This is a genomic window from Myxococcus sp. NMCA1 (assembly GCF_026810205.1).
Lineage (GTDB): Bacteria > Myxococcota > Myxococcia > Myxococcales > Myxococcaceae > Myxococcus > Myxococcus xanthus_A.
On record NZ_CP113950.1, the window covers coordinates 5,321,365 to 5,343,110 of the forward strand.

General features: G+C 69.7%; 21 protein-coding genes and 1 riboswitch. Of the genes, 10 read left to right on the top strand and 11 right to left on the bottom strand.

Annotated features, from left to right (window positions below):
- Window positions 1-169: 169 nt before the first annotated feature.
- Genes hisIE through hisG form a run of 9 tightly spaced genes read right to left on the bottom strand, consistent with a single transcriptional unit; the run spans window position 170 to window position 7,355 of the window.
- Window positions 170-778: a bifunctional phosphoribosyl-AMP cyclohydrolase/phosphoribosyl-ATP diphosphatase HisIE gene (gene hisIE, locus OZ403_RS21935; RefSeq protein ID WP_140792650.1), complete on the bottom strand. Its 609-nt coding sequence runs from the start codon at window positions 776-778 to the stop codon at window positions 170-172.
- A complete protein-coding gene (gene hisN, locus OZ403_RS21940) occupies window positions 778-1,557 on the bottom strand; it encodes a histidinol-phosphatase (protein ID WP_140792651.1) in 780 nt (259 codons plus the stop codon). The genes hisIE and hisN overlap by 1 nt, the downstream gene beginning before the upstream one ends.
- The gene (gene hisF / locus OZ403_RS21945) at window positions 1,554-2,315 is read right to left on the bottom strand and encodes an imidazole glycerol phosphate synthase subunit HisF (protein ID WP_140798746.1); all 762 of its coding nucleotides are present in this window, start codon (window positions 2,313-2,315) and stop codon (window positions 1,554-1,556) included. Before hisF ends, hisN begins: the two co-directional genes overlap by 4 nt.
- On the bottom strand, window positions 2,315-2,851 hold the full coding sequence (locus OZ403_RS21950) for an imidazoleglycerol-phosphate dehydratase (RefSeq protein WP_140792654.1): 537 nt from the start codon (window positions 2,849-2,851) through the stop codon (window positions 2,315-2,317). The genes hisF and OZ403_RS21950 overlap by 1 nt, the downstream gene beginning before the upstream one ends.
- Window positions 2,848-3,564, bottom strand: coding sequence for a 1-(5-phosphoribosyl)-5-[(5-phosphoribosylamino)methylideneamino]imidazole-4-carboxamide isomerase (locus OZ403_RS21955; RefSeq protein WP_140792656.1), 717 nt, complete (start codon window positions 3,562-3,564; stop codon window positions 2,848-2,850). The genes OZ403_RS21950 and OZ403_RS21955 overlap by 4 nt, the downstream gene beginning before the upstream one ends.
- Window positions 3,561-4,154 carry an imidazole glycerol phosphate synthase subunit HisH gene (gene hisH / locus OZ403_RS21960; protein WP_268781645.1) on the bottom strand — a complete coding sequence of 198 codons (594 nt, stop codon included), beginning with the start codon at window positions 4,152-4,154 and terminating at the stop codon, window positions 3,561-3,563. The genes OZ403_RS21955 and hisH overlap by 4 nt, the downstream gene beginning before the upstream one ends.
- On the bottom strand, window positions 4,151-5,188 hold the full coding sequence (locus OZ403_RS21965; protein WP_268781646.1) for a pyridoxal phosphate-dependent aminotransferase: 1,038 nt from the start codon (window positions 5,186-5,188) through the stop codon (window positions 4,151-4,153). The genes hisH and OZ403_RS21965 overlap by 4 nt, the downstream gene beginning before the upstream one ends.
- The gene (gene hisD, locus OZ403_RS21970) at window positions 5,185-6,495 is read right to left on the bottom strand and encodes a histidinol dehydrogenase (protein ID WP_268784894.1); all 1,311 of its coding nucleotides are present in this window, start codon (window positions 6,493-6,495) and stop codon (window positions 5,185-5,187) included. Before hisD ends, OZ403_RS21965 begins: the two co-directional genes overlap by 4 nt.
- Complete coding sequence (hisG, locus tag OZ403_RS21975; protein WP_140792664.1) at window positions 6,495-7,355, bottom strand: ATP phosphoribosyltransferase; 861 nt, start codon at window positions 7,353-7,355, stop codon at window positions 6,495-6,497. The genes hisD and hisG overlap by 1 nt, the downstream gene beginning before the upstream one ends.
- Window positions 7,356-7,654: 299 nt before the next feature.
- On the opposite strand from hisG, the gene thiO reads away from it, so the two are divergent.
- The 3 genes from thiO (at window position 7,655) to moaA (ending at window position 11,361) form a co-directional block, all read left to right on the top strand.
- The gene (gene thiO / locus OZ403_RS21980) at window positions 7,655-8,773 is read left to right on the top strand and encodes a glycine oxidase ThiO (protein ID WP_268781647.1); all 1,119 of its coding nucleotides are present in this window, start codon (window positions 7,655-7,657) and stop codon (window positions 8,771-8,773) included.
- Between the two features lie 290 nt (window positions 8,774-9,063).
- The gene (locus OZ403_RS21985) at window positions 9,064-10,299 is read left to right on the top strand and encodes an HD-GYP domain-containing protein (RefSeq protein ID WP_140792668.1); all 1,236 of its coding nucleotides are present in this window, start codon (window positions 9,064-9,066) and stop codon (window positions 10,297-10,299) included.
- 57 nt (window positions 10,300-10,356) lie between these two features.
- Entirely contained in the window at window positions 10,357-11,361 is a 1,005-nt protein-coding gene (gene moaA, locus OZ403_RS21990) for a GTP 3',8-cyclase MoaA (protein WP_140792670.1), read from the top strand.
- Between the two features lie 82 nt (window positions 11,362-11,443).
- Here moaA and OZ403_RS21995 read toward each other — a convergent pair whose 3' ends face one another.
- Both OZ403_RS21995 and thiC read right to left on the bottom strand, forming a co-directional pair.
- Window positions 11,444-11,809: a DUF4870 domain-containing protein gene (locus tag OZ403_RS21995; protein ID WP_237077302.1), complete on the bottom strand. Its 366-nt coding sequence runs from the start codon at window positions 11,807-11,809 to the stop codon at window positions 11,444-11,446.
- 140 nt (window positions 11,810-11,949) lie between these two features.
- Window positions 11,950-13,824 (bottom strand): phosphomethylpyrimidine synthase ThiC, encoded by a 1,875-nt coding sequence (gene thiC / locus OZ403_RS22000; protein ID WP_268781648.1) that lies wholly within the window; start codon window positions 13,822-13,824, stop codon window positions 11,950-11,952.
- 49 nt (window positions 13,825-13,873) lie between these two features.
- A riboswitch (TPP riboswitch) is annotated at window positions 13,874-13,981 on the bottom strand.
- Window positions 13,982-14,191: 210 nt separating this feature from the next.
- Here thiC and OZ403_RS22005 point away from each other — a divergent pair.
- The 7 genes from OZ403_RS22005 to OZ403_RS22035 all read left to right on the top strand — a co-directional run bounded on the left by OZ403_RS22005 (window position 14,192) and on the right by OZ403_RS22035 (window position 21,745).
- Window positions 14,192-14,623 (top strand): CBS domain-containing protein, encoded by a 432-nt coding sequence (locus OZ403_RS22005; RefSeq protein ID WP_140792676.1) that lies wholly within the window; start codon window positions 14,192-14,194, stop codon window positions 14,621-14,623.
- Between the two features lie 67 nt (window positions 14,624-14,690).
- Window positions 14,691-16,082 (top strand): SLC13 family permease, encoded by a 1,392-nt coding sequence (locus tag OZ403_RS22010; protein WP_268781649.1) that lies wholly within the window; start codon window positions 14,691-14,693, stop codon window positions 16,080-16,082.
- A gap of 117 nt (window positions 16,083-16,199) precedes the next feature.
- Window positions 16,200-16,697: an OsmC family protein gene (locus OZ403_RS22015; protein ID WP_140792680.1), complete on the top strand. Its 498-nt coding sequence runs from the start codon at window positions 16,200-16,202 to the stop codon at window positions 16,695-16,697.
- Between the two features lie 27 nt (window positions 16,698-16,724).
- Complete coding sequence (locus OZ403_RS22020; RefSeq protein WP_268781650.1) at window positions 16,725-18,140, top strand: sigma-54-dependent transcriptional regulator; 1,416 nt, start codon at window positions 16,725-16,727, stop codon at window positions 18,138-18,140.
- An 83-nt stretch (window positions 18,141-18,223) separates the two neighbouring features.
- Window positions 18,224-19,357: a hypothetical protein gene (locus OZ403_RS22025; protein WP_268781651.1), complete on the top strand. Its 1,134-nt coding sequence runs from the start codon at window positions 18,224-18,226 to the stop codon at window positions 19,355-19,357.
- 79 nt (window positions 19,358-19,436) lie between these two features.
- Window positions 19,437-19,832, top strand: coding sequence for a BlaI/MecI/CopY family transcriptional regulator (locus tag OZ403_RS22030; RefSeq protein ID WP_026113894.1), 396 nt, complete (start codon window positions 19,437-19,439; stop codon window positions 19,830-19,832).
- Complete coding sequence (locus tag OZ403_RS22035) at window positions 19,829-21,745, top strand: M56 family metallopeptidase (protein WP_268781652.1); 1,917 nt, start codon at window positions 19,829-19,831, stop codon at window positions 21,743-21,745. Before OZ403_RS22030 ends, OZ403_RS22035 begins: the two co-directional genes overlap by 4 nt.
- Window position 21,746 lies beyond the last annotated feature (1 nt).

Here is a 21,746-nt window from a genome sequence, read left to right on the forward strand (position 1 = left end):
GCACGACACCTGAACCTGCATTCATTTCGCCCGGCACCGCGGTCCTGTCCTGCAGCGGAAACGGACAAATCCAATTGGACCGACACGGACACTCAGGGAAAACACGTATACGCCCGCGTCATCTCCAGGATTCACCGGATACTGTCGTACAGCGGACGTGCGCGGCGGCTCAGCGCGGAGCGCGCCTGGCGAGGACCGCCTTCACGTCATCGAGCGAGAGGCCCAGGGGCCGGACAGCGACGAGCACGTGATAGAGCACGTCCGCCGCTTCCTCCGCGGCACGTGACGGATCCGCGTCCGCGCACGCCGTCACCAACTCCGCGGCCTCCTCGCCCAGCTTCTTCAAGCGCAGGTTGCGGTCCTCCAGCAGGCGGCGCGTGTAGCTTGGAGGCGCATCATCGGGTCGCTCCACCGGTGCGGCGCGGCGAGCGAGCGTGTCATCCAGCGCGCTCAGCGCATCCCAACGGCCAGGGCCGAAGCAGGTCTCCGTCCCCGTGTGACACGCCGGGCCCGCCTTCTCCACGCGCGCGAGCACCGCGTCACCGTCACAGTCGGCGCGGAGCGCCACCACGCGCTGGACGTTTCCACTGGTGGCGCCCTTGTGCCACAGGCCGCGCGTGCGCGACCGGTAGTGCAGCTCCCCTGTGGCCAGCGTGCGCTCCAGGGCTTCCCGGTCGGCATGCGCCACCATCAACACGTCACCGGTGCTCGCGTCCTGCGTGACGACCGTCACCAGTCCGTTGCCCTTCGCGAAGTCGAGCGCGTCCAGGTCGAACATCAGCGTGTCTCCACGGCGCCGAGCCGCTCCCGCACCACGCGCGCCATGGCCGCATTGGTGGCGATTCCATTTCCGCCGAACGCGGTCCGCCGCCCCGTCCAGTCGGTGAACACACCGCCGGCTTCCTCGATGATGGGCTGCAAGGCCGCTCCATCCCAGGGGGACAGCAGCTCATCCACCATGACCTCCGCGCGCCCGGTGGCGACCAACAGGTAGCCGTAGCAATCCCCCCAGGTGCGGTCCACGGCCGCATCCCGCGCGAGCGCTCGCCAGGCGGCCCCGCGCTCCGGGTACACTGGGAAGCGCTCATCCGTGGACAGCACCACTGCCTGGGACAGCTCCGCCTGCGTGGACACGGCCGCGCGCTGGTCGTTCCAGAAGCAGCCCTGCCCCGGCGCCGCCACCAGCAACTCACTCACCGCGGGGAAGTACGCGGCCCCCACGAGGATGCGCTCACCTTCCGCCAACGCCACCAACGTGCCCCACAGGGGGACACCGCGGATGAACGTCTTCGTCCCGTCGATGGGGTCCAGGATCCACCGGCGCTTCGCGCCCGGACGCGTCTCGCCGAACTCCTCGCCCAGGATGCCGTCCTGGGGGAAGCGCGCTTCCAGCCACTCGCGCGCACGGGACTCCGCCGTGCGGTCCGCCACCGTCACCGGAGAGCCGTCCGACTTCGTGTCCACCGCGATGCCACCGCGGAAGAACCCCAACGCCGCGTCACCCGCCATCCGCGCCACCTCGGCGGCGGCCTGCATCAGATTTCCAGAGTCCGTCATGCCACGCTCCGAATGTGAAGGCCGCCCTCGCGGAGCAGCGCCTTGATGGCGCCCACCGTAGTGAGGCCGTCGTGAAGGATGCCCGCGACCAATGCCGCATCAGCGCCTCCCTCCTGGAACGCATCCCGGACGTGCGCCGCGCTGCCCGCGCCGCCCGAGGCGATGACGGGCACATCGACCGCCGCCGACACGGCCCGCGTCAACGCCAGGTCATAGCCCGTCCGCGCGCCATCCCGGTCGATGCTGGTGAGGAGCACTTCCCCTGCCCCTCGCGCCACGCACTCACGCGCCCAGGCCACCGCGTCCAGGTCCGTGGGCTTCCTGCCGCCATGGGTGTAGACGCGCCAGCGGTCGCCGTCTCGCTTCGCGTCGATGCTGGCCACCACGCACTGTGCGCCGAAGCGCTCCGCACACGCGGTGAGCAGCGCCGGATTGGCCACCGCCGCGGAGTTGATGCTCACCTTGTCCGCGCCCGCTCGCAGCGCCCGGCCCACGTCATCGACCGTGCGCACCCCGCCGCCGACAGCCAGGGGAATAAAGAGCTGCTCGGCGGTGCGCCGCACCAGCTCCCACAAGGTATCCCGCTCCTCGGCGCTGGCGGAGATGTCGAGGAACGTCAGCTCATCCGCACCCTCCGCTTCGTAGCGCCGGGCCAGTTCCACCGGGTCACCCACGTCGCGAAGTCCCTCGAACTGGACGCCCTTCACCACGCGTCCGCCCTTCACGTCCAGACAGACGACGAGCCGCCGCGTGAGCATCACTTCACCTCCAGGGACACGGCGCCCTTCATGCTGAACACCGAGCCGGAGTCCACCATGGCGTCCCGCAGCGCCAGCCCCAGCGCCTTGAAGGACGCCTCCGTCGCGTGGTGGCTGTCCTTTCCGCGCAGCACCCGCAGGTGCAGCGTCACCCGGGCGTGCTCGCTGAACGAGCGCATCCAGTGCTCGTAGAGCCGGTTCTTCAACGGGCCCTGGTAATAGAAGCGCCCCCCCGCATCCAGGCAGGCCTGTACCAGCGCGTCGTCCATGGGAATGGTGCGCTCGGCGAAACGCGCGGCCGTGGCTGGAATCACCTGCTGCACCGCCGTGCCCAGCGTGATGGCCACGTCCTCCATCACATGGTGCGTGAGGTCCCCCCGCGCATGCAGCGAGAGGTCCAGCCCCGCGTAGCGCGCGAAGGTGGCCAGCATGTGGTCGAAGAACTTCAACCCCGTGTCCACGTTCGTGACGCCCTTGCCCGGCGACAGCTCCACCCGGACCTGCGTCTCCTTCGTCTCCCGAATGACAGTGGTCATCCCGCGAACTCCCGAGCGACTGCGCTCGCATCCAGCCTTCCGGTGTACAGCGCCATGCCAATGACGGCCCCGTATGCGCCCGCCGCCGCGAGGGCCCGCAGGTCCTCCAGCGTCGTCACGCCGCCCGACGCGTACAGACGGTGCCGGCTGGTGCTCGCCACTTCCCGCATCAACGGCAGGTCCACTCCCGACAGCTGCCCCTCCTTGTGGACCGCCGTCACGAGCAGGCCCGCCAGTGGCAAGGGCTTGAAGGCCGCCAGCACCTCCCGGATGTCGCGATGGCTTCCCTCCGTCCAGCCTCGCGTCACCACCTCGCGCCCCTTCACGTCCGCGGCCACCACCACCCGGCCGGGGAAGCGGTTCGCGATGTCCGCCAGCCAGCCGGCGTCTTCGATGGCGCGAGTCCCCACCACCACGAACTCGGCTCCGCCCGACAGGATGGCCTCCACCCGGTCGGAATCGCGCACGCCGCCGCCCACGGAGAAGGTGAGCCCTCGCTCGTAGGCAGTCAGCTGGAAGATGGCGTCCGAGTTGGAGCCCTTGCCCAGCGCCGCGTCCAGGTCCACGACGTGGAACGCGCGGAAGCCGTGACGGCGCCACTGCTTCAATGCCTCCAGCGGGTCCTCCACCCGGACCTTCTCCGCCGCGAACGAGCCGCCCACGAGCTGGACGCACGCGCCCTCGCGCAGGTCGATGGCTGGAATCGCAATCACGGCGCCACCTCCCGCAGGAAGGCCTGCACGAAGCGCACGCCCGCCGTGGAGGACTTCTCCGGGTGGAACTGCACACCCACCACCCGTCCCCTGCGCACCGCCGCCGGGAAGCGGTCCGCCTCGTGCGTCGTCCACCCCGTCACCACCGAAGCATCCGCGGCGCGGCAGACGAAGCTGTGCGCGTAGTACACGGTGTCCAGCCGCGCACCCGCCAGCGTGCGTTCGTCCTCGACCTGGTTCCAGCCAATCTCGGGCACTCGCTTCGCTGCCAGCCGTGTCACCCGGCCCGCGAAGAAGCCCAGGCCGGCGCCCTCGCCTTCGTCACTGCCTTCGAAGAGCAACTGCATGCCCAGGCAGATGCCCAGGCAGGGCAGGCCCTTCTCCAGTGCCCCGCGCATGGCATCACGCCCCGGCTCGAGCCGCGCCACCGCCGCACCGAATGCGCCCACCCCCGGCAGCACCAGCACGTCGGTGTCCAGCGCACGCAAGGGGTCCTCCTGGACGCGCACCTCAGCGCCCGGCACCGTGGCCAGCGCCTTGACCAGCGAGTGGAGGTTGCCCGCGCCGTAGTCGAACAAGGTGACTCTCATCGCAACGCCTCCCGCAGCGCCGCCAGCGCCGTCTCCATCAAGGGCCAGGGCCCCACACCGATTCGGAGCGCGTCGCCCACGCCCGTCAGCGCCTGGAACGCCCGCACATTCACGTCCCGCTCGCGCATCCGCTCCGCGACCGCCAGCGCACCTGGAAGTGGCACCATCAGGAAGTTGGCTTCCGATGGCAGAGGCGTCAGGCCCAACGACACCAGTTCGCCGCGCAGCCGCTCGCGACAGACGACGGCCTCCTCCGCACGGGCTCGCACCCAGTGTGCGTCACGATTCAGCACCGAGACGGCCACGGCCTCCGCGACGCTGGTGAGCTTGTAGGGTCCGCGAGCCTTCTCGACCTCCGCCACCAGTTCGGGCGAGCCGACGCCCCACCCGACTCTCAGCCCCGCCAGCCCGAAGGCCTTGGAGAAGGTGCGCGTCACCAGGACATTCGACCGCCGTCGCGCCAGGTCGAGGAAATCCGTCCCTGGCGCGAAGTCCGCATAGGCCTCATCGATGATGACGATGCCGGGTGCGTCCTCGGCAACACGCTCCACCGCCGCCCGCGACAGCGCGGTGCCTGTGGGGTTGTTGGGCGAACACAGGTAGATGACCTTCGCCCCCGTGCCGAGCAGCGCGTCCGCATCCACGTCGAAGTCCGGCTTCAACGGTACTGGCACGGCCTTGAGTCCGTTCACCTTGGCAAACAGCGGCACCATGACGAAGGTCGGGTCCTGAAAGGCCAGCGTGCCCCCGGGCTCCAGGAAGGCACGCAGCGCCGAGTCGATGACGTCATCCGAGCCACAGCCCGTCGTTATCTCTTCGGGCTCAGCGCCAATGGACGCAGCCAATGCCCGGCGCAGGTCCGGGGCATGACCCCGCGGATAACGCGGTACGTGGGACACGGCGGTGGCAAGAACCCGCTCCACGGAAGGCGGAACGCCAAAGAGGTTGGTGTTGTCACTCAGGTCCACGCGGCACGGCCGCTTCGAAGGCGCGTACAGCGAAATGTCCCGATACGAAGGCCGCCTGGGAATCATGACCGCCCCCAGGCGCGCGCGGCGTCCGCGTGCGCGAAGAGACCTTCACTGTCGGCCAGCCGCCCCACGTCCTCCGCCAGAGACGCCGCGGCTGTGGGCGCGACGCGCTGGTAGGTGGTCCACCGGTAGAAGTCGAGCAGGTTGAGTCCCGAGTACGCCCGCGCCAGCCCCGCCGTGGGCAGCACGTGGTTGGAGCCGGTCATGTAATCGCCGTAGGCCACCGACGAGCGCTCACCCAGGAAGACGGTGCCCGCGTTGCGCACCCGTCCCAGGTCCTCCCGCGCCGACGCGGTGGCGATGAGCAGATGCTCCGGCGCGAAGTCCGCCACGAAGGGCCAGGCTTCCTCCAGGGACGCCACCGTCAGCACCGCGCCGCGAGAGCCCAGGGCCGACGTGACGATTTCCCACCGCTTCGCGCGCTCGGCCTGCCGCTCCACCTCCGCGGCGATGGCGTCCGCCAGCGCGTCGCCCAGCGCCAGCGTGACACAAGCCGCCTCCGGATCATGCTCCGCCTGAGCCAGCATCTCCCGCGCCACCGCGGCAGGGTTCGCCGTGTCGTCGGCCACGACCAGGATTTCACTGGGACCCGCGGGTGCTTCAATCGCCACCGCGCCCACCACCTGCAGCTTGGCCTCGGCCACATAGGCATTGCCCGGCCCCACGATGCGGTCCACGCGCGGCACGCTCTCCGTGCCATAGGCCATGGCCGCCACCGCGCCAGCGCCGCCCAGCGAGAAGACGCGGTCCGCGCCCGCCAGGGATGCCGCCGCCAGCACGCTGGGGTGTGGCAATCCATCGGGCCCCGGCGGCGAGCACACGATGACCTCGCCCACGCCCGCCACCTTCGCGGGCACCACGCCCATCAGCACGCTGCTGGGGTACACCGCGCGGCCTCCCGGTGCATACACCCCCACGCGGCCCAGCGGATCCGGCCGCCGGCCCACGAGGACACCGGGTTCGGTTTCGACCTCCACGCATTGCGGCTTCTGCGGCGCATGCGCCAGGGCGATGTTGCGGGCCGCTCGGGCCAGCGCGTCCCTGACTGATGGCTCCAATCCGGCGAGCGCCGCGGCACACACCTCTCGCGGAACCTCCAACGCCGTCAGCTCCACGCGGTCGAACTGCCGCGCGAGTTCGAAGAGCGCCTGGTCTCCTTCCGCTCGCACGCGGGCGATGAGCTCCCGCACGCGCAGCGCGACGCGGGCATCGGAGCCACTCGCCCGGTCCAGCAGTCGCAGGAGGTCCTCCCGAGCAAGAGCGGACAAAGGACCGCGGTACCTCAGGGTCGATGAAGCAAGGAAGGCCATCACGCCATCAACCTTTCAATGCGGGTGACGAGGATGCCCTCACAGCCCAATGACTTCAGCGCGTTGATGGTGCGGTAGATGGTCTTCGCCGGCACCACCGCGTGCACGGCCACGAAGTCACCGCCGTCCAGCACGTCCACCACGGTGGGACCATTGAGGCCCGGGAGGACTTCGCGCACCCGGATGAGCGAATCCTTCGGCACGTTGGCCATCAGGTAGCGCTTGTCGCGTGCCGCCAGCACCGAGCCCAGCGCCTGCTTCAGCTCGTCCAGCTTCCGCTGTGCGTCCACCGGATTGCCCTTGCACGCCACCAGCCGCGCGCTGGACTCCAGCACCGTGGCCACCTCGCGCAGGCCATTCATCTTCAGCGTGGAGCCGGTGGACGTCAGGTCCACGACGATGTCCGCGATGCCCAGGTGGGGCGCAATCTCCGCCGCGCCCGATACTGGGACCACCGCCACCCGCTGCCCGCGCCTGGCGAAGAACTCCTGCGTCAGCCGGGGGAAGCAGGACGCGACCCGCATGCCCTCCTTCACGTCCTCCGGCGAGGCGAAGCCGCCCTCCTCCCGCGCCGCCACCACCAGGCGACACCTGCCGAACTCCAGGTCCATCAGCAGGTCCAGATCACGTCCGGCCTCACACACCAGGTCCCAACCGGTGACACCCGCGTGCGCGGCGCCGTCCGCCACGAACTCCGGGATGTCCTGGGCGCGAACAAAGATGGCCTCGAACTCTCCGCCCAATGACGCGGTGAGCGCGCGCTCACCGCGGGCCCGCACCTCCAGGCCCGCGTCATTGAACAACTCCCGTACTTCGTCCGAGAGGCGGCCTTTGTTCGGTAGAGCAATCTTCAGCAGCATGGGGGACCTTCGAAACTGCGGGGAGACAACGACGCGGAAACGAAAAAAGGCCCGTCCTGGGAGGACGGGCCTTCGGTCGCTGCGGCAGGTGCCGAGGTGGGTGCGTCTAGCGTCTCACCCAGGCATGCGCATGGCGAACGGTCCCGTCGGGGCCGAGCCGATGATGCGCATGGTGATGGTGAAGGGACGCGAGGAGCATCGCAGCATGAGTAACGACAAAGCGCCCCGCCGTCAACCGGGCCCGGGGGAGAGCCCGCGCAACGCTTGCAAACACTCGCGCGGGCGAGCAGGAAGCGCCCATGCAAGTCGCGGACGTCATCATCGTGGGTGGGGGCATCATGGGCTGCGGCATCGCGCTGCGGCTGCGGCAGGCCGGAGTGCGCGTCGTCGTGTTGGAGCGCTCCATTCCAGGCGCGGAGGCCTCCAGCGCGGCGGCGGGAATGCTCGCGCCCCAGATGGAGTCCGACGGTCCGGGCGCCTTCCTGGAATTGTGCCTGCGCAGCCGCGGCCTCTATCCCGCCTTCGCCGCCGAGCTGCGCGAGCTGTCCGGCGTGGACGTGGCCTACCGGCCCTGCGGCATCCTCAAGGTCGCGTTCAACGAGGCCAGCCTGCACCACCTGGACGCCACGGTGGCGTGGCAGCGTGGCATGGGCCTCCGGGCCGAGTTGCTCGACGGCGCCGCGGCCCGCGCCCTGGAGCCACGCCTGTCTACGAAGGCCGTGGGCGCCGCGCACTTCCCGGACGACCATCAGCTGGACAACCGGCTCCTGGTGCGCGCCCTGACGATGGCCGCCGCCCGGGTGGGCGCGGAGTTCCGCAGCGGCTACGTGCGCGGCGTGGTGCAGGAAGGCGGCCGCGCGGTGGGCGTGGACCTGGACGGCGAGTTGCTGCGCGCCGACGCGGTGGTGCTGGCCGCGGGCTCCTGGTCCGCCCTGGTCCACGGCGCCGGCGTGGAGGCCCGGGCGGTGCGACCCGCGCGCGGGCAGATGGTCCAATTCCAGACACGCCTGCCCCTGCTGGACCGCATCGTCACGTCCGAGAAGGGCTACCTGGTGCCGCGCGCGGACGGCCGGGTCATCGCTGGCAGCACCATGGAGCTGGTGGGCTTCGACAAGCAGGTGACCGCGGCGGGGCTGGCGCGCATCCTCGACATGGCCCTGGAGCTGTGCCCGGAGTTGGGCTCGGCGCCCGTCACGGAGACGTGGGCGGGCTTCCGGCCGTGGACCGAGGACAAGCGGCCCTACCTGGGTGAAGGCCCCGTGCCCGGGCTCTTCCTGGCCACGGGCCACTTCCGCAACGGCATCCTCCTGGCCCCCATCACCGCGAAGCTCGTCGCACAGGCCGTGCTGGGTGAGCGGCCCGCCGTGGACCTGGCCCCCTTCCGGTACGGCCGCTCGCCCGCCCAACCCCGCACCTGACGCAACCCGACGTCAAGGGTGAGGAGTCGTCCATCTGCCTCCTCGGACGCAGGTGGCACGACAGGCGTCACCGGGGCCCGACCCGTCCCTGGGGCCGCGAGCGGACGGGCGGGCGGGCCCGGCGCCTGATTCAGAGGGGCGGACAGGACGCTGAGCCTGCCTGTCCTACCCACCGCCAGGGGTCGTCCCCTCGCCAGGTCCCCCGATCGATCAGCCGTGAACCCTGATCCGATGGTAAATTCCCGTACTCGTTGGCCAATGAAACCCGGAAACCTCTAGACTCGCTCGCCGTGGAAGCCATCCCCCCTGCCCCACCCCGAATCCTCATCGTCGACGATGACGACTCCGTACGAGACGTCATCTCTGTCCTGCTACGTGAGGAAGGCTACAACTGCGTCGTCGCCAATGGGGCCGAGATGGCCCTGGACCTGGCGGGCGAGGAGGAGACGCCGCTCGTCATCAGCGACATGAAGATGCCGGGCAAGGACGGCCTCTGGCTCCTGGAGAACCTCCGCGAGCGGCTCCCCGACACCTCCGTCATCATGCTCACGGGCTACGGTGACACCGAGTCGGCCGTGGACTGCCTGCGCCGCGGCGCGGTGGACTACCTGCTCAAGCCACCCAAGCTCACGGACCTCATCCGGGCCATCGAGCGGGCGCTGGCCAAGCGCCGCATCGAGATGGCCCGCAAGCGCTACCAGAAGAAGCTGGAGCGCAAGGTCCGGGACAGGACGGCCGAGCTGCGCAGCGCCCTGCGCGACATCGCCAACACGTACCAGAACACGCTGCTGGCCCTGGTGGCCGCCCTGGACGCGCGCGAGCACGAGACGAGCGACCACTCCCAGCGCGTGGTCAGCTACACGTCCGCCATCGCGCAGCGCATGGGCATCCAGGGCAAGGAACTGGAGGAGATCGGACGCGGCGCGCTGCTCCACGACATCGGGAAGATTGGCGTGCCGGACGCGGTGCTGCTCAAGCCCGGCAAGCTCACCCCGGACGAGTGGCTGGAGATGCGCAAGCACCCGGACATCGGCTTCCAGATGATCCAGGCCATTCCGTTCCTGGACACGCCCGCCTCCATCGTCCTTTCGCACCAGGAGCGCTGGGACGGCGCCGGCTATCCGCGCAACCTCCAGCGGCAAGAAATCCACATTGGCGCGCGCATCTTCGCCGTGGCGGACACGCTGGACGCGATGACGAGCGACCGGCCCTACCGCAAGGGCACGACGTTCACCAACGCCATCCAGGAGATCAAACGCTGCGCCAACACGCAGTTCGATCCAGAGGTCGTGCGGGCGTTCCTCGACATTGGCGAGGAGGGGCTGATCCGCATCAAGCAGGAGATGGCGACGAAGAAGCTCCAGCTCCCGCAGGCCGAGCAGGACGCCCATGACGCCGAGGCGGAGCTGGCCCGGCTCACGGATCTGGACGACGACGTGGACGCCGCCGTGCCTGGCCACTCCGCCAGTGACGACGACGAGCCCAAGTCGGCCGTCGTTCGTTCGGCGGCTGGCAACAAGGGGTGAGCCTGGCTGGAAGAGATGACCGCACGGGGGGGCGGCTGTTATGAGGACAGGTCCGCCGTGACGACGCCTGCCCTCCAGCCCCCGCCCTCCGTGCTGGCTCCGCCCCTGCTGGACGCGCAGGGGCGGCGGATGACGTACCTGCGGCTGAGCATCACCGACCGGTGCAACTTCCGGTGCAGCTACTGCTCGCCCGCCTCGTGGGGCGGCAAGCGGGACCTGCTGGGCCCCGAGGAGTTGGAGCGAATCACCTCCGTCTTCGCCCGCATGGGCATCCGCCGTGTGCGGCTCACCGGCGGCGAGCCGTTGATCCGCCCGGACATCCTCGACATCGCCCGGCGCATCGCCGCGGTGCCCGGCATCCAGCACCTGGCCATCACCAGCAATGCCAGCCACCTGGAGCGGCTCGCCCTCCCCCTGCGCGAGGCGGGCGTCACCCAGCTCAACCTGAGCCTGGACACCCTCCTGGCGGAGACGTTCCGCCGCATCTCCAAGCAGGGGGATTTCGACGCGGTGCTGCGAGGCATGGACGCGGCGGCGGGCGCCGGTTACGCGTCCCTCAAGCTCAACGTCGTCGTCATGCGGGGCGTGAATGACGAGGAAGCCCCCGCCCTGATCGCCTATGCGCACGCGCGCGGCTTCACGCCCCGCTTCATCGAGCTGATGCCCTTCGGTCAGGGCACGCCGGTGCCCACCGCGGAGCTGGTAGAGCGGCTCCAGGCGTCAGGACTGCCGCTGGAACCCTCGCCTGATGACACGGGCGACGCCGCCGGTCCGGCGCGCTACTGGCGTGCGCCCGGAGGCCGCGTGGGCTTCATCTCCCCGCTCACGCAGAACTTCTGCGGCAGCTGCAACCGCGTGCGCGTGGCGTCCAATGGCGACTTGCGCAGCTGCCTTGGCGGCCGGGCGCAGGCGCCGCTGCACCAGCTCATCCGCGGCGGCGCCAGCGACATGGAGCTGGCCGTGGCCATCCGCCGGGCGCTGGGCGACAAGCCAGAAGGCCACCGCTTCACCGAGCCCGGCAACGGCGCCACGCTGCTGTCCATGATGGGCATCGGCGGTTGAAAACACGACGGGCGGGCCCGCGCCTTCGCGCCTGGCCCGCCCGAGTGTTCCTGGACCGTTTCCGCCGGCCCCGCGTGGCGCGCTACTTCACCAGTCGAATGTTGACCGGGTACTTGTAGAGCTGACCCTCGTTCGCCTTCAGGCCCGCGATGATGGCGAAGACGATGGCGACGATGCCGACGATGGGCAGCAGGACGGCGCCAATGCCGATGCAAACGGTGATGGCGCTGACGAAGGCCGCAATGAACATCGTGATCTGGAAGTTCAGCGACTCCACGGCGTGGGCGCGGACGAAGGAGGACTCCTTGCCCTTCGTCAGCATCAGCACCAGCGGCACGGCGAAGCCCAGGCCCACGAAGTTGGCCAGGATGGTGCCCATGTGAGCGAGCAGCCCCATCGTCTTCTCATCCTGGGTCGGCATCGGCGTACCACTGACGAACGAACCCATTTGCTCCTGCGGCGGAGTCTCCATTGAAAATCCCCTCCAAAGATGTCTCGGGCGCGCACACCGCACCCAGCGGGGTCCACCATGACACGCGCCCGCTCCGATTGTCACGTCCAGGACAGGTGATCTGACGGGTCACCCGCCTAGCGGTACAACTGGCTCCCAGCCTTCTTGAATTCCTCGCTCTTCTCATCGAGCGCGGACTGAAGCGCGGCGTCGTCGCTCACGCCCTGCTTCGCAGCGAAGTCACGCACCTCTTGCGTGATCTTCATGGAGCAGAACTGCGGACCGCACATGGAGCAGAAGTGCGCCACCTTCGCGCCTTCCGCCGGCAGCGTCTCGTCGTGGAAGGCGCGGGCGCGCTCGGGGTCCAGCGACAGGTTGAACTGGTCCTCCCAGCGGAACTCGAAGCGGGCCTTGGACAGCGCGTTGTCCCGGGCCTGAGCCCCTGGATGCCCCTTGGCCAGGTCCGCGGCGTGGGCGGCGATCTTGTACGTGATGACGCCTTCCTTCACGTCATCCCGGTCCGGCAGGCCCAGGTGCTCCTTGGGCGTCACGTAGCAGAGCATCGCCGTGCCGAACCAGCCGATCATCGCCGCGCCGATGCCGCTGGTGAAGTGGTCGTAGCCCGGCGCGATGTCCGTGGTGAGAGGCCCCAGCGTGTAGAACGGCGCCTCCCCGCACACGGCCAGCTGCTTCGTCATGTTCTCCTGGATGAGGTGCATGGGCACGTGGCCCGGGCCTTCAATCATCACCTGCACGTCGTGCTTCCAGGCAATCTGGGTCAGCTCGCCCAGCGTCTCCAGCTCACCGAACTGCGCCGCGTCGTTGGCATCCGCGATGGAGCCCGGCCGCAGCCCGTCCCCCAGGCTGAAGCTGACGTCGTACGCCTTCATGATTTCGCAGATCTCCTCGAAGTGCGTGTAGAGGAAGTTCTCCCGGTGGTGGGCGAGGCACCACTTGGCCATGATGGAGCCGCCACGGCTGACGATGCCGGTCAGGCGCTTCGCCGTCCACGGCACGTAGCGCAGCAGCACGCCCGCGTGGATGGTGAAGTAATCCACCCCCTGCTCGCACTGCTCGATGAGCGTGTCGCGGTACAGCTCCCAGGTGAGCTCCTCCGCCTTGCCGCCCACCTTCTCCAGCGCCTGGTAGATGGGCACGGTGCCGATGGGCACCGGCGCGTTGCGGAGGAGCCACTCGCGCGTCTCGTGGATGTTGCGGCCCGTGGACAGGTCCATCACCGTGTCCGCGCCCCAGCGGATGGACCACACCATCTTCTCCACCTCTTCCTCGATGGAAGACGTGACGGCCGAGTTGCCGATGTTGGCGTTGATCTTCACCAGGAAGTTGCGGCCGATGATCATCGGCTCCAGCTCCGGGTGGTTGATGTTGGCCGGGATGATGGCGCGGCCCCGCGCGATTTCGTCGCGCACGAACTCGGGCGTCATCACCCGAGGAATCGCCGCGCCCCACGACTGGCCCGGGTGCTGGGCCGCGAGCGACGCCTCCACCTGGAGGTTCTCCCGCAGCGCCACGTACTCCATCTCCGGGGTGATGATGCCCTTGCGCGCGTAGTGCAGCTGCGTGACGTTGGCGCCGGACTTCGCCACGCGCGGCGCGCGGCGGTGGGCGAAGCGCAGGCCCGCAAGTCGCGGGTCCGCTTCACGGGCGCGGCCGTATTCGGAGCTCACGCCAGACAGCGCTTCAGTGTCGTTGCGGCCCAGAATCCAGGACTCGCGCAGCGCGGGCAGGCCCTGCCGCAGGTCGAGCTCCGCGGCCGGGTCCGTATACGGCCCGCTGGAGTCGTAGACGTGCACGGGCGGGTTGGCCGTCTCCTTCGCGTCCGGGCCGTGGCCATGGCGCGTGGGCGTCTGGCTGATTTCACGCAGGGGCACGCGCAGGTCCGGGTGCAGCACGCCGGATACGTACACCTTGCGCGAGGCTGGCAACGGGCCCCGGCTGATTCCCTCCAGCACCTTCCCGTCGACCTTCAGGCTTCTGGACGCTCCGCTCATCACGCATCTCCTCTTGAGAGGGCGGACGGGCTGACGGTCGGGGGGCAGCAAGCCTCCCGGGCCGCTTCCCTCCGCCGGTACTAACCGGTTCAGGTTCCAAGGGTTGGCCGGAACTACGGCCGTCTCAGCCCCTTCCGGGGCACCCCTAGCGACAGGGTGAGCATCTAGCGCACGGCGAGGCCGCCTTCAACCCGGCCGCGGGCGTAAGCGCTTGTCGACCGCGCAATGTCTGCGGAGCGCCAATCCTTCACGCAAACCTTGCGCGTCCAGAGGCAGGGAAACACCGTTCCCTGGGGCAGACCGGTTGGCCCCGGAGATGCAGTGATGAAGGGACGATAGACGTCTTCCACCCGCCAGGAGTACCGCCATGCAGATCGTCGGAGAGCTGATGACCCGTGACGTCGTCGCGCTCAAGGAAACGCAGAACCTGGCCAAGGCGGATGAGTTGCTCCGCCTGCACCGCATCCGTCACCTGCCGGTGGTGCGGCAAGACAAGCTGGTGGGCCTCATCACCCACCGCGACCTGCTGCGCGCCGCCGCCACCCACGCCACGGATCCGGCCGCGCAGCCGCTCTGGGCCGCAGACATCATGACGCGTGACGTGCAGACGGTGCGCCCGGACACGCCGCTGCGCCGGGCGGTGACGCTGATGCTCGAGCACAAGTACGGCTGCCTGCCAGTGGTGGATGAGGGCGGCGTCCTCCAGGGCATCCTCACCGAGGCGGACCTGGTCCGCTACGCCCAGCACCTCATCGGAGAGCAGGACCGCCGGGAGTTGGCCGCCGAATACAATGCCTGACCCCGAAGCCAGCGCGTGAGTGGCGGACCCGCGTCCCCTCTCCGCCTGGCGCGCGTTCCCCCACGCCATGTCCCCCACTCCCCTGGCCGGAGCGGCCTCCGCCGAGGTCCCCCTCTCCGCGACTCCACCCGGCGTCTCCGCGTCCCGGCATGCGTTCGCACTGGCCGGGCTCACGGGGGTGGCGCTGGTGGCGCTCCTCGGCGTCGAGGCACCGGTGGCCACGCGCACGGTGCTCATCGGCGGTGCGTGCCTGGTGCTCTGGCTGACGGAGGTGGTGCCCTCCTTCGTGCCCACGCTGCTGCTGCTGGGCGCCACGCCCGTCCTCCTGGGGCCGTTGGACCGTGCCTACCAGCTGCCGTCGGTGCTCGCGTGGTGCGCGGACCCGGTGCTCATCCTGTTCCTGGGTGGCTTCACGCTGGAAGTGGCCGCCATGCGGCACGGACTGGACGCCTCGGTGGCGCGGCACGTGATGCGGCTGTCGGGTGGGCGGCCGCGGCGGCTGGTGTTGCTGGTGATGGCGGGCGTCGCCTTCCTCTCCATGTGGATGTCCAACGTGGCCGCGGCGGCGATGATGCTGGCCGCGCTGCGTCCCCTGCTCCAGGCGATGCCCGCGGGCGCGCCGCTACGGCCCGCGCTGCTGCTGGGCGTGGCCCTGGGTGCCAACGTCGGCGGCATCGCCACGCCCGTGGGCAGCGGGCCCAATGCGCTCGCCGTGTCCGCCGCGTCCGCACATGCGCAAGTCACGTTCGCGAAGTGGATGTCCTTCGCCCTGCCGCTCACGCTGCTCCTGCTGCTGGCGGGCTTCGGCCTGGTGCTGCTGCGCTTCCGCGTGGGCGGCAGGCTGACGCTGCCCGCCGAAGCGCCCGTGTCCCTAACGCGCTCGGGACGCCGCGTGCTCTGGGTGAGCGCGGCGTGCGTGGTGGCCTGGCTGTCGGAGCCGCTCCACGGTGTGCCCGCGCCCGTGGTGGCACTGGCCGCCACCGCGCTGCTCTTCGGCAGCGGCCTGCTGAAGCGCGAGGACCTGGGCCGGTTGGACTGGGCCACGCTGCTCCTCATCGCCGGTGGCATCGCCCTGGGCCGGCTGATGGAACACTCCGGGCTCATCGCTCGCGCACTGGCCCGCGCGGACCTCGCGGGCTGGCCGGTGCCCGTGCAGCTGGGGGTATTGGTGGCCGCGGCGGCGGTGCTGTCCGCGCTGATGAGCAACACCGGGACGGCGGCGCTCCTCATCCCCCTGGCCACGCAACTCCATCCCGCCGCTTCGACGCCGGTCCTCGTCGCCCTGGGATGCTCGCTGGGCATGCCCTTCGTCATCAGCACACCGCCCAATGCGATGACGGTGGGCGAGGGCCTGGCCTCCTCCGAGCTGATGAAGTTGGGGGTTCCCCTGATGTTGGGCGGCTGTCTGCTGGTTAGCCTTTCGGGACCGACCGTGCTGCGCCTCTTTGGATTGCCATGAGTTTCCCTCCCCGCCTGGTCGGCACCACGGTACGAACGCAGCGTCCCGGAAGAAGCAGTCGCGCGGCATGCGCGTTGAAGGGGCACTACCTGCTCAGGCTTCGGTGGAGGTGAGCTCGTGACGAACGTGACCATCACTGAGTACGAAACGCGCCTCTATTGGCAGGGGGAGCGCGGCGCCGTGCTGACGAGCGACCGTGCGCCGCCCGTGCCCATTGGCCAGCCGCTGACCGGGCAGGACACCGTGGCCGTGGGCCCCTGGTCCCCGGAGGCCCTGCTCGTGGGCGCGGTGGAGGGACGCACCCTGCTGGCGTTCCTGGAGCAGGCGCGGGAAGCGGACGTGCGCGTGCTCTTCTACCAAAGCTCCGCGGTGGCCCGCGTGGTGTGTGGCGCGGACCAGCCGCCGCACCTCACGGACCTCATCGTGCGCCCACACGTGGCCGTGGCCACCGAGGCCGACGCGGAGGCCGTCCGCCTCATCTTCACCGAACTCCCCGCGCACTGCTTCCCCAGCTCCGTCATCAACATCACTCCGCGCATCGAACCGGTGGTCGAGACGTGGCACGCTCGTAGCAGTGGTCGAAGCGTACCCGCCGCGATTGCCCCTGCATCCTGACCTGACAGCAAAGGCTCCACCTCCCCCATGTCCCCACAGCGCATCCTGGTCGTCGACGATGAGGACAATGCCCGCCGGGCGATTGCCACCATCCTGAATGAGGAAGGCTACGAAGTGGCCGAGGCCGCCAACGGCGCCGAGGCCCTGGCTCGCATCGGCGAGTTCTCCCCCTCGGTGGTGCTCACCGACGTGCGCATGCCGCAGATGGACGGCCTCACGCTGTTGAAGACGGCGCGCGAGCAGGGCAGCGACGCCACCTTCGTGATGATGACGGCGTTCGCCAGCGTGGAGACGGCCGTGGAGGCCATGAAGTCCGGCGCCGACAACTTCCTGCTCAAGCCGCTGGACGCGGACCAGGTGCTCGTCACCCTGGGCAAGGTGCTGGAGAAGCGCAGCCTGCGCCAGGAGGCGGAGGCGCTGCGGGACCAGGTACGCTCGCGCGTCCGCCGCTTCCACGACATCATCGGCGAGTCGCCCCAGCTCCAGGGCATCTACGACGTCATCCGGAGGGCGGCGGGCACGCGCGCCACGGTGCTCATCCTGGGTGAATCGGGCACGGGCAAGGAGCTGATTGCCCAGGCCCTGCACCAGGAGTCGCCACGCAAGGACAAGCCCTTCATCCGTGTGCACTGCGCGGCCCTGTCCGAGAACCTGCTGGAGAGCGAGCTGTTCGGCCACGAGAAGGGCTCATTCACGGGAGCGCTGGCCCGGAAGGAAGGCCGCTTCGAGCTGGCGGACGGTGGCACGCTGTTCCTGGACGAGATTGGAGAAATCTCCCCCGCCGTTCAGGTGAAGCTGCTGCGTGTCCTCCAGCAGCGTGAGTTCGAGCGCGTGGGTGGCACCCAGACGCTGAAGGTGGACGTGCGCATCGTCGCGGCCACGCACCGGGACCTGGTGGCCGAGGTGAAGGCCGGCCGGTTCCGCGAGGACCTCTACTACCGGCTCAACGTGGTGAGCGTGACGCTGCCGCCGCTGAGGGACCGCAAGAGCGACGTCCCCGCGCTGGTGAACCACTTCCTGGAGAAGTACAGCGATTCGTACGGCAAGCAGGTGCGAGGCCTGGCGCCCGGGACGCTCCAGGCGCTGCTGTCCCATGACTGGCCGGGCAACATCCGCGAGCTGGAGAACGCCATCGAGCGCGCGGTGGTGCTGGCGCAGGGGCAGGAGCTGACGACGGATGACCTGCCGCCCGTGCTGCGCGGCCCCCGGCCGCATGGGACATCCACGGGCGCGCTCATCCCGGGAGCCACGCTGGCCGCCATCGAGCGCGAGGCCATCCTGCGCACGCTGGAGATGGTGCAGGGCTCCACGTCCCGGGCCGCCGAGGTGCTGGGCATCAGCGTGCGGAAGATTCAGTACCGGCTCAAGGAGTACGGCACGCCGGGCGGCGCGCCGCTCAAGGTCGTGGCCGATGACGTGGATGACCTTGCCGCGGAGTCGTAGCGGTTTGATGGGTGGGCTTGGGCACTGCTACCGTGCCCTGGATGAGATGGCGTTCGAGGCGAGCCTCGGTTCACCGGGGCAACGTGCTGCTGCGGGTCCTGGTCTGGGGTGCGAGCGGAATCCTGCTGCTGGCCGTGCTGGCCCTAGCGGCCTTCCACCTCTGGTCTCAGCGCCAATACGGCCCCGCCATCGGGCAGTTCCGGGCCGACGTCACGGCGCAGGTGGACTTCTTCTGCGAGCAACAGGCGCTGCTGGGCGCGGAGCCGTGGTTTCGCGAACCACGGGCCTTGGGCGATGCGGGCCCGCTGCTCAATGAATGGCTCCGCGTGGCATCCGGCCCGCCCGGCCTGGGAGAGTCACCCCTTCGGCTCCCCGCACACCTTCTGTTGCTCCAGAAGGCCGAGAGCATGGAGGACTGGATAACGTCGGACCTGGACCTCTCTAGCCTGGACTTCGGCTGGATGCGCCAGATGCATGCGTTCGACCACTGGAATGCAATTCCCCGTGCGTCCATCCCACCGGACAAGCCTTTCGACCTGATGTCCGCGCCCTTTCCGGAGTTCTCGCTCCTGGTGCTCTGGTCGAAGTTGCGGCTCCGGCATGCGGTTGAGCAGGGGACGCCGCTGGAAGCCGTGCGCGACGTGAGGCAGCTCGCGTGGCTGGCCTATCGCACGGACACCCTGGTGGGCGGCATGGTGGCCATTTCAATACTCACGATTGAGCACAAGCTCTACGCCACCTTGGAGAACCCTCCGCCCGACTGGCGGCCCTTGAGCCCCGAGCAACTAAAGCGCTTCAAGGCCGTGCTGTGGTCCGCCTCGGCCTTTTCGAGCATCGCGTCGCCCGTGGAGGTCAGCGAGAAGGCACGCGCGTGTGAGCCGGCGATTGGCCGCTGTATTGGCCTGGTGGAAGCCGCCCTTCGAGGCCGTTACCTGGAACCCTATGCGAAAGGCACGCACCGGCAGGCGTACCTGGAACTCAAGACAGCCAGCGCGGCGGGCCACTGCCCCACGCAACTGCTGGCGTCCATCTGGGAGCAAGGGTTCATGGTGACGGATGACGATACAGGGCTGGGTGCAGGGGACGAGCGTCCCCTGGCGGCGCGGCTGATTCCCACGAGCGCCCTCAGGGGCCCCTTCGCACTCCAAATCCTGGCATCCTCGCTGACCACCCTCGACCCGCTCCGCGAGCTCAAAGCCCTGTCCCCCGCCCCATAGCAAGGGCAATGCCTCCAGGGACGGACATCTACGACGGGCGTCGTTGACTCTTACGACGGCCGTCGTAATACTCCGCGAGATGACCACCCACGCCCTCCCGCAGCCGACGCGTGCCGAGCTGGCCATCCTCCGCGTGCTCTGGAAGCAGGGCCCCAGCACCGTCCGGCAGGTGCACGAGCTGATGCGGGGCACCCAGGACAAGGACACCGGCTACACCACGGTCCTCAAGCTCCTCCAGAACATGACGGAGAAAGGCATCGTCCAGCGTGACGAGAGCGAGCGGACCCATGTCTATGAAGCCGCCATCAGCGAGACGCGCACCCAGCGCGACCTCCTGCGCGACTTGATGGACCGGGCCTTCGGGGGGTCGGCCACGTCGGTCGTGGCACAGGCGTTGTCCATGAAGCGCGCCTCCGCCGAGGAACTGGCGGAGATTCGCAGGCTGCTCGACGCACACGAAAAGCGGGGGAAATGATGGACGCGCGTTATCTCCACGCCCTGGAACAGGCCCTGCTCGGCTTCCTGTGGCAGGGCGCGGTGGTGGCCCTGGCCGTCGCGGGTATCCTGTCCCTGACGCCGCAGCGCGCCGCGCGGACGCGTTACGCCACCGCGTGCCTGGGGCTGGTGGCCATGGCCGTGCTGCCCGTGGTGACGTTCCTGACGGCGCTGGCGGAGGCCTCGCGCGCCGTGACGTTCGGAGCCTTCGAGTCCCTGGCCCAGTCCAGCATGCTGACCGTGGTCGCGACGGAGACCGCGTCCCTGGCGGAGCCGCACTGGACGGAGGTGCTCCGGCCCTGGCTGCTGCCAGCGTGGTGCTGCGGCGTTCTCCTCCTGTCGGCCCGGACCGTGGCCGCCTGGCTCATCACCCACCGGATGGCCCGGCAGGAGACGCAGGCCCCCTCGGCCCCCTGGCGTGAGGCGCTGACGCGTGCGTTGCGCCACGTCCACCTGTCCCGGCCCGTGCGCCTGCTGGCCTCCGCCCGCGTCGACGTACCCATGGTCATTGGCCTGTGGCGCCCCCTCATCCTGGTGCCGGCGGGGGCCATCACCGGGCTGTCCGCCGCGCAATTGGAGGCCATCCTCGCCCATGAGCTGGCCCACATCCGGCGCCACGACTACCTGGTCAACCTCCTCCAGTCCTTCGTGGAGACCCTCCTCTTCTACCACCCGGCCGTCTGGTGGCTGTCCCACCGCATCCGCGAGGAGCGTGAGCACTGCGCGGATGACCTGGCCGTCCAGTGCTGCGGGGATGCGCTGCTCTACGCCCGCGCCCTGGCCCACATCGAGGAGCTGCGCCTGGCCCCGTCACCCCACCCCGCCCTGGGCGTGAGCGATGGCTCACTGCTGATGCGCGTGCGCCGGCTGCTGTCCGTGTCCGAAGGCATGACGCCGCGCCGGTCCTGGCGGCTCGCCAGCGGGCTGGGAAGCGCCGTGCTCGCCGTGGCCCTGGGGTCGTCGCAGCTGCCGGAGACGGCCCATGCGACGGAGCCGGTGAGCGCGCCGTCCCTCCACGCGGAGGCAACCCCCAGCACGGGGCAGCGACTGTCCAGCACCCTGCCCATGCACCATCTGCTCGTGGCCCCGGCGACCTTCTCCGCCCAGGCCCGGCAGGCCCCCGCGCCCATCGAGCGCCCGAAGGCGGCGGCGAAGGCAGAGCGAGCACCCGCGGCGAAGCCCCGTCCCACGCGGCCCGCCCCCCTCCTCATCCCGGACACAGGGACGATTGCCCGCACGGAGCTGTCGCGCGTGCCCTACTCGCTCGACGGTGAGCCCGCCGCGCCCGTCCTCCTCGAGGACACCTCCCTGGAGTCGCCCGAAGCCGCCCTGGCCGAGGCCGCCTCCGCGCACGCCGACGAGCACGCCACCGAGCTGCGCCGGGTGGTCGTCTCCGCGCCGGCGCCCTCGCGAGCCTCCGCGTTCGACGCAGTCTACAAGGCCATGAAGGCGTCGGCTCCCGTCAAGACGCTCCGGCCCGGAATCACCCCACCCCGGTTCCTCTCGGGCGAGCGCATCCACCTTCCCAATATCGCCTACGGGATTCAGTCCCACTTCGGAGGCTTCCCCAAGGGCGCGGTGGTGGCCCGCTGCATCATCACCGCGCAGGGCTCCGTCACCGACTGCCAGCCCATCCAGGGCCTGCGAGGCCTGGAGGAAGGCGTCATCCGCACGCTCTCCACCTGGCGCTACGAGCCCGCCACGCTCAACGGGAAGCCCGTGGCCGTGCGCTACGTCTTCGACGTCTGGTTCACGAGGGAGCCGGGCGGCGGAACGCATGAGTCCCGGCAGTTCGCGGGCCTCGACCTCTCCGACGTGGTGGGCGCCGCGGCCCCGGGGACGTGCGACGACTGCGACGCCTTCGAGTTCCACAGCCCGACGGCGCAGCGGTAGC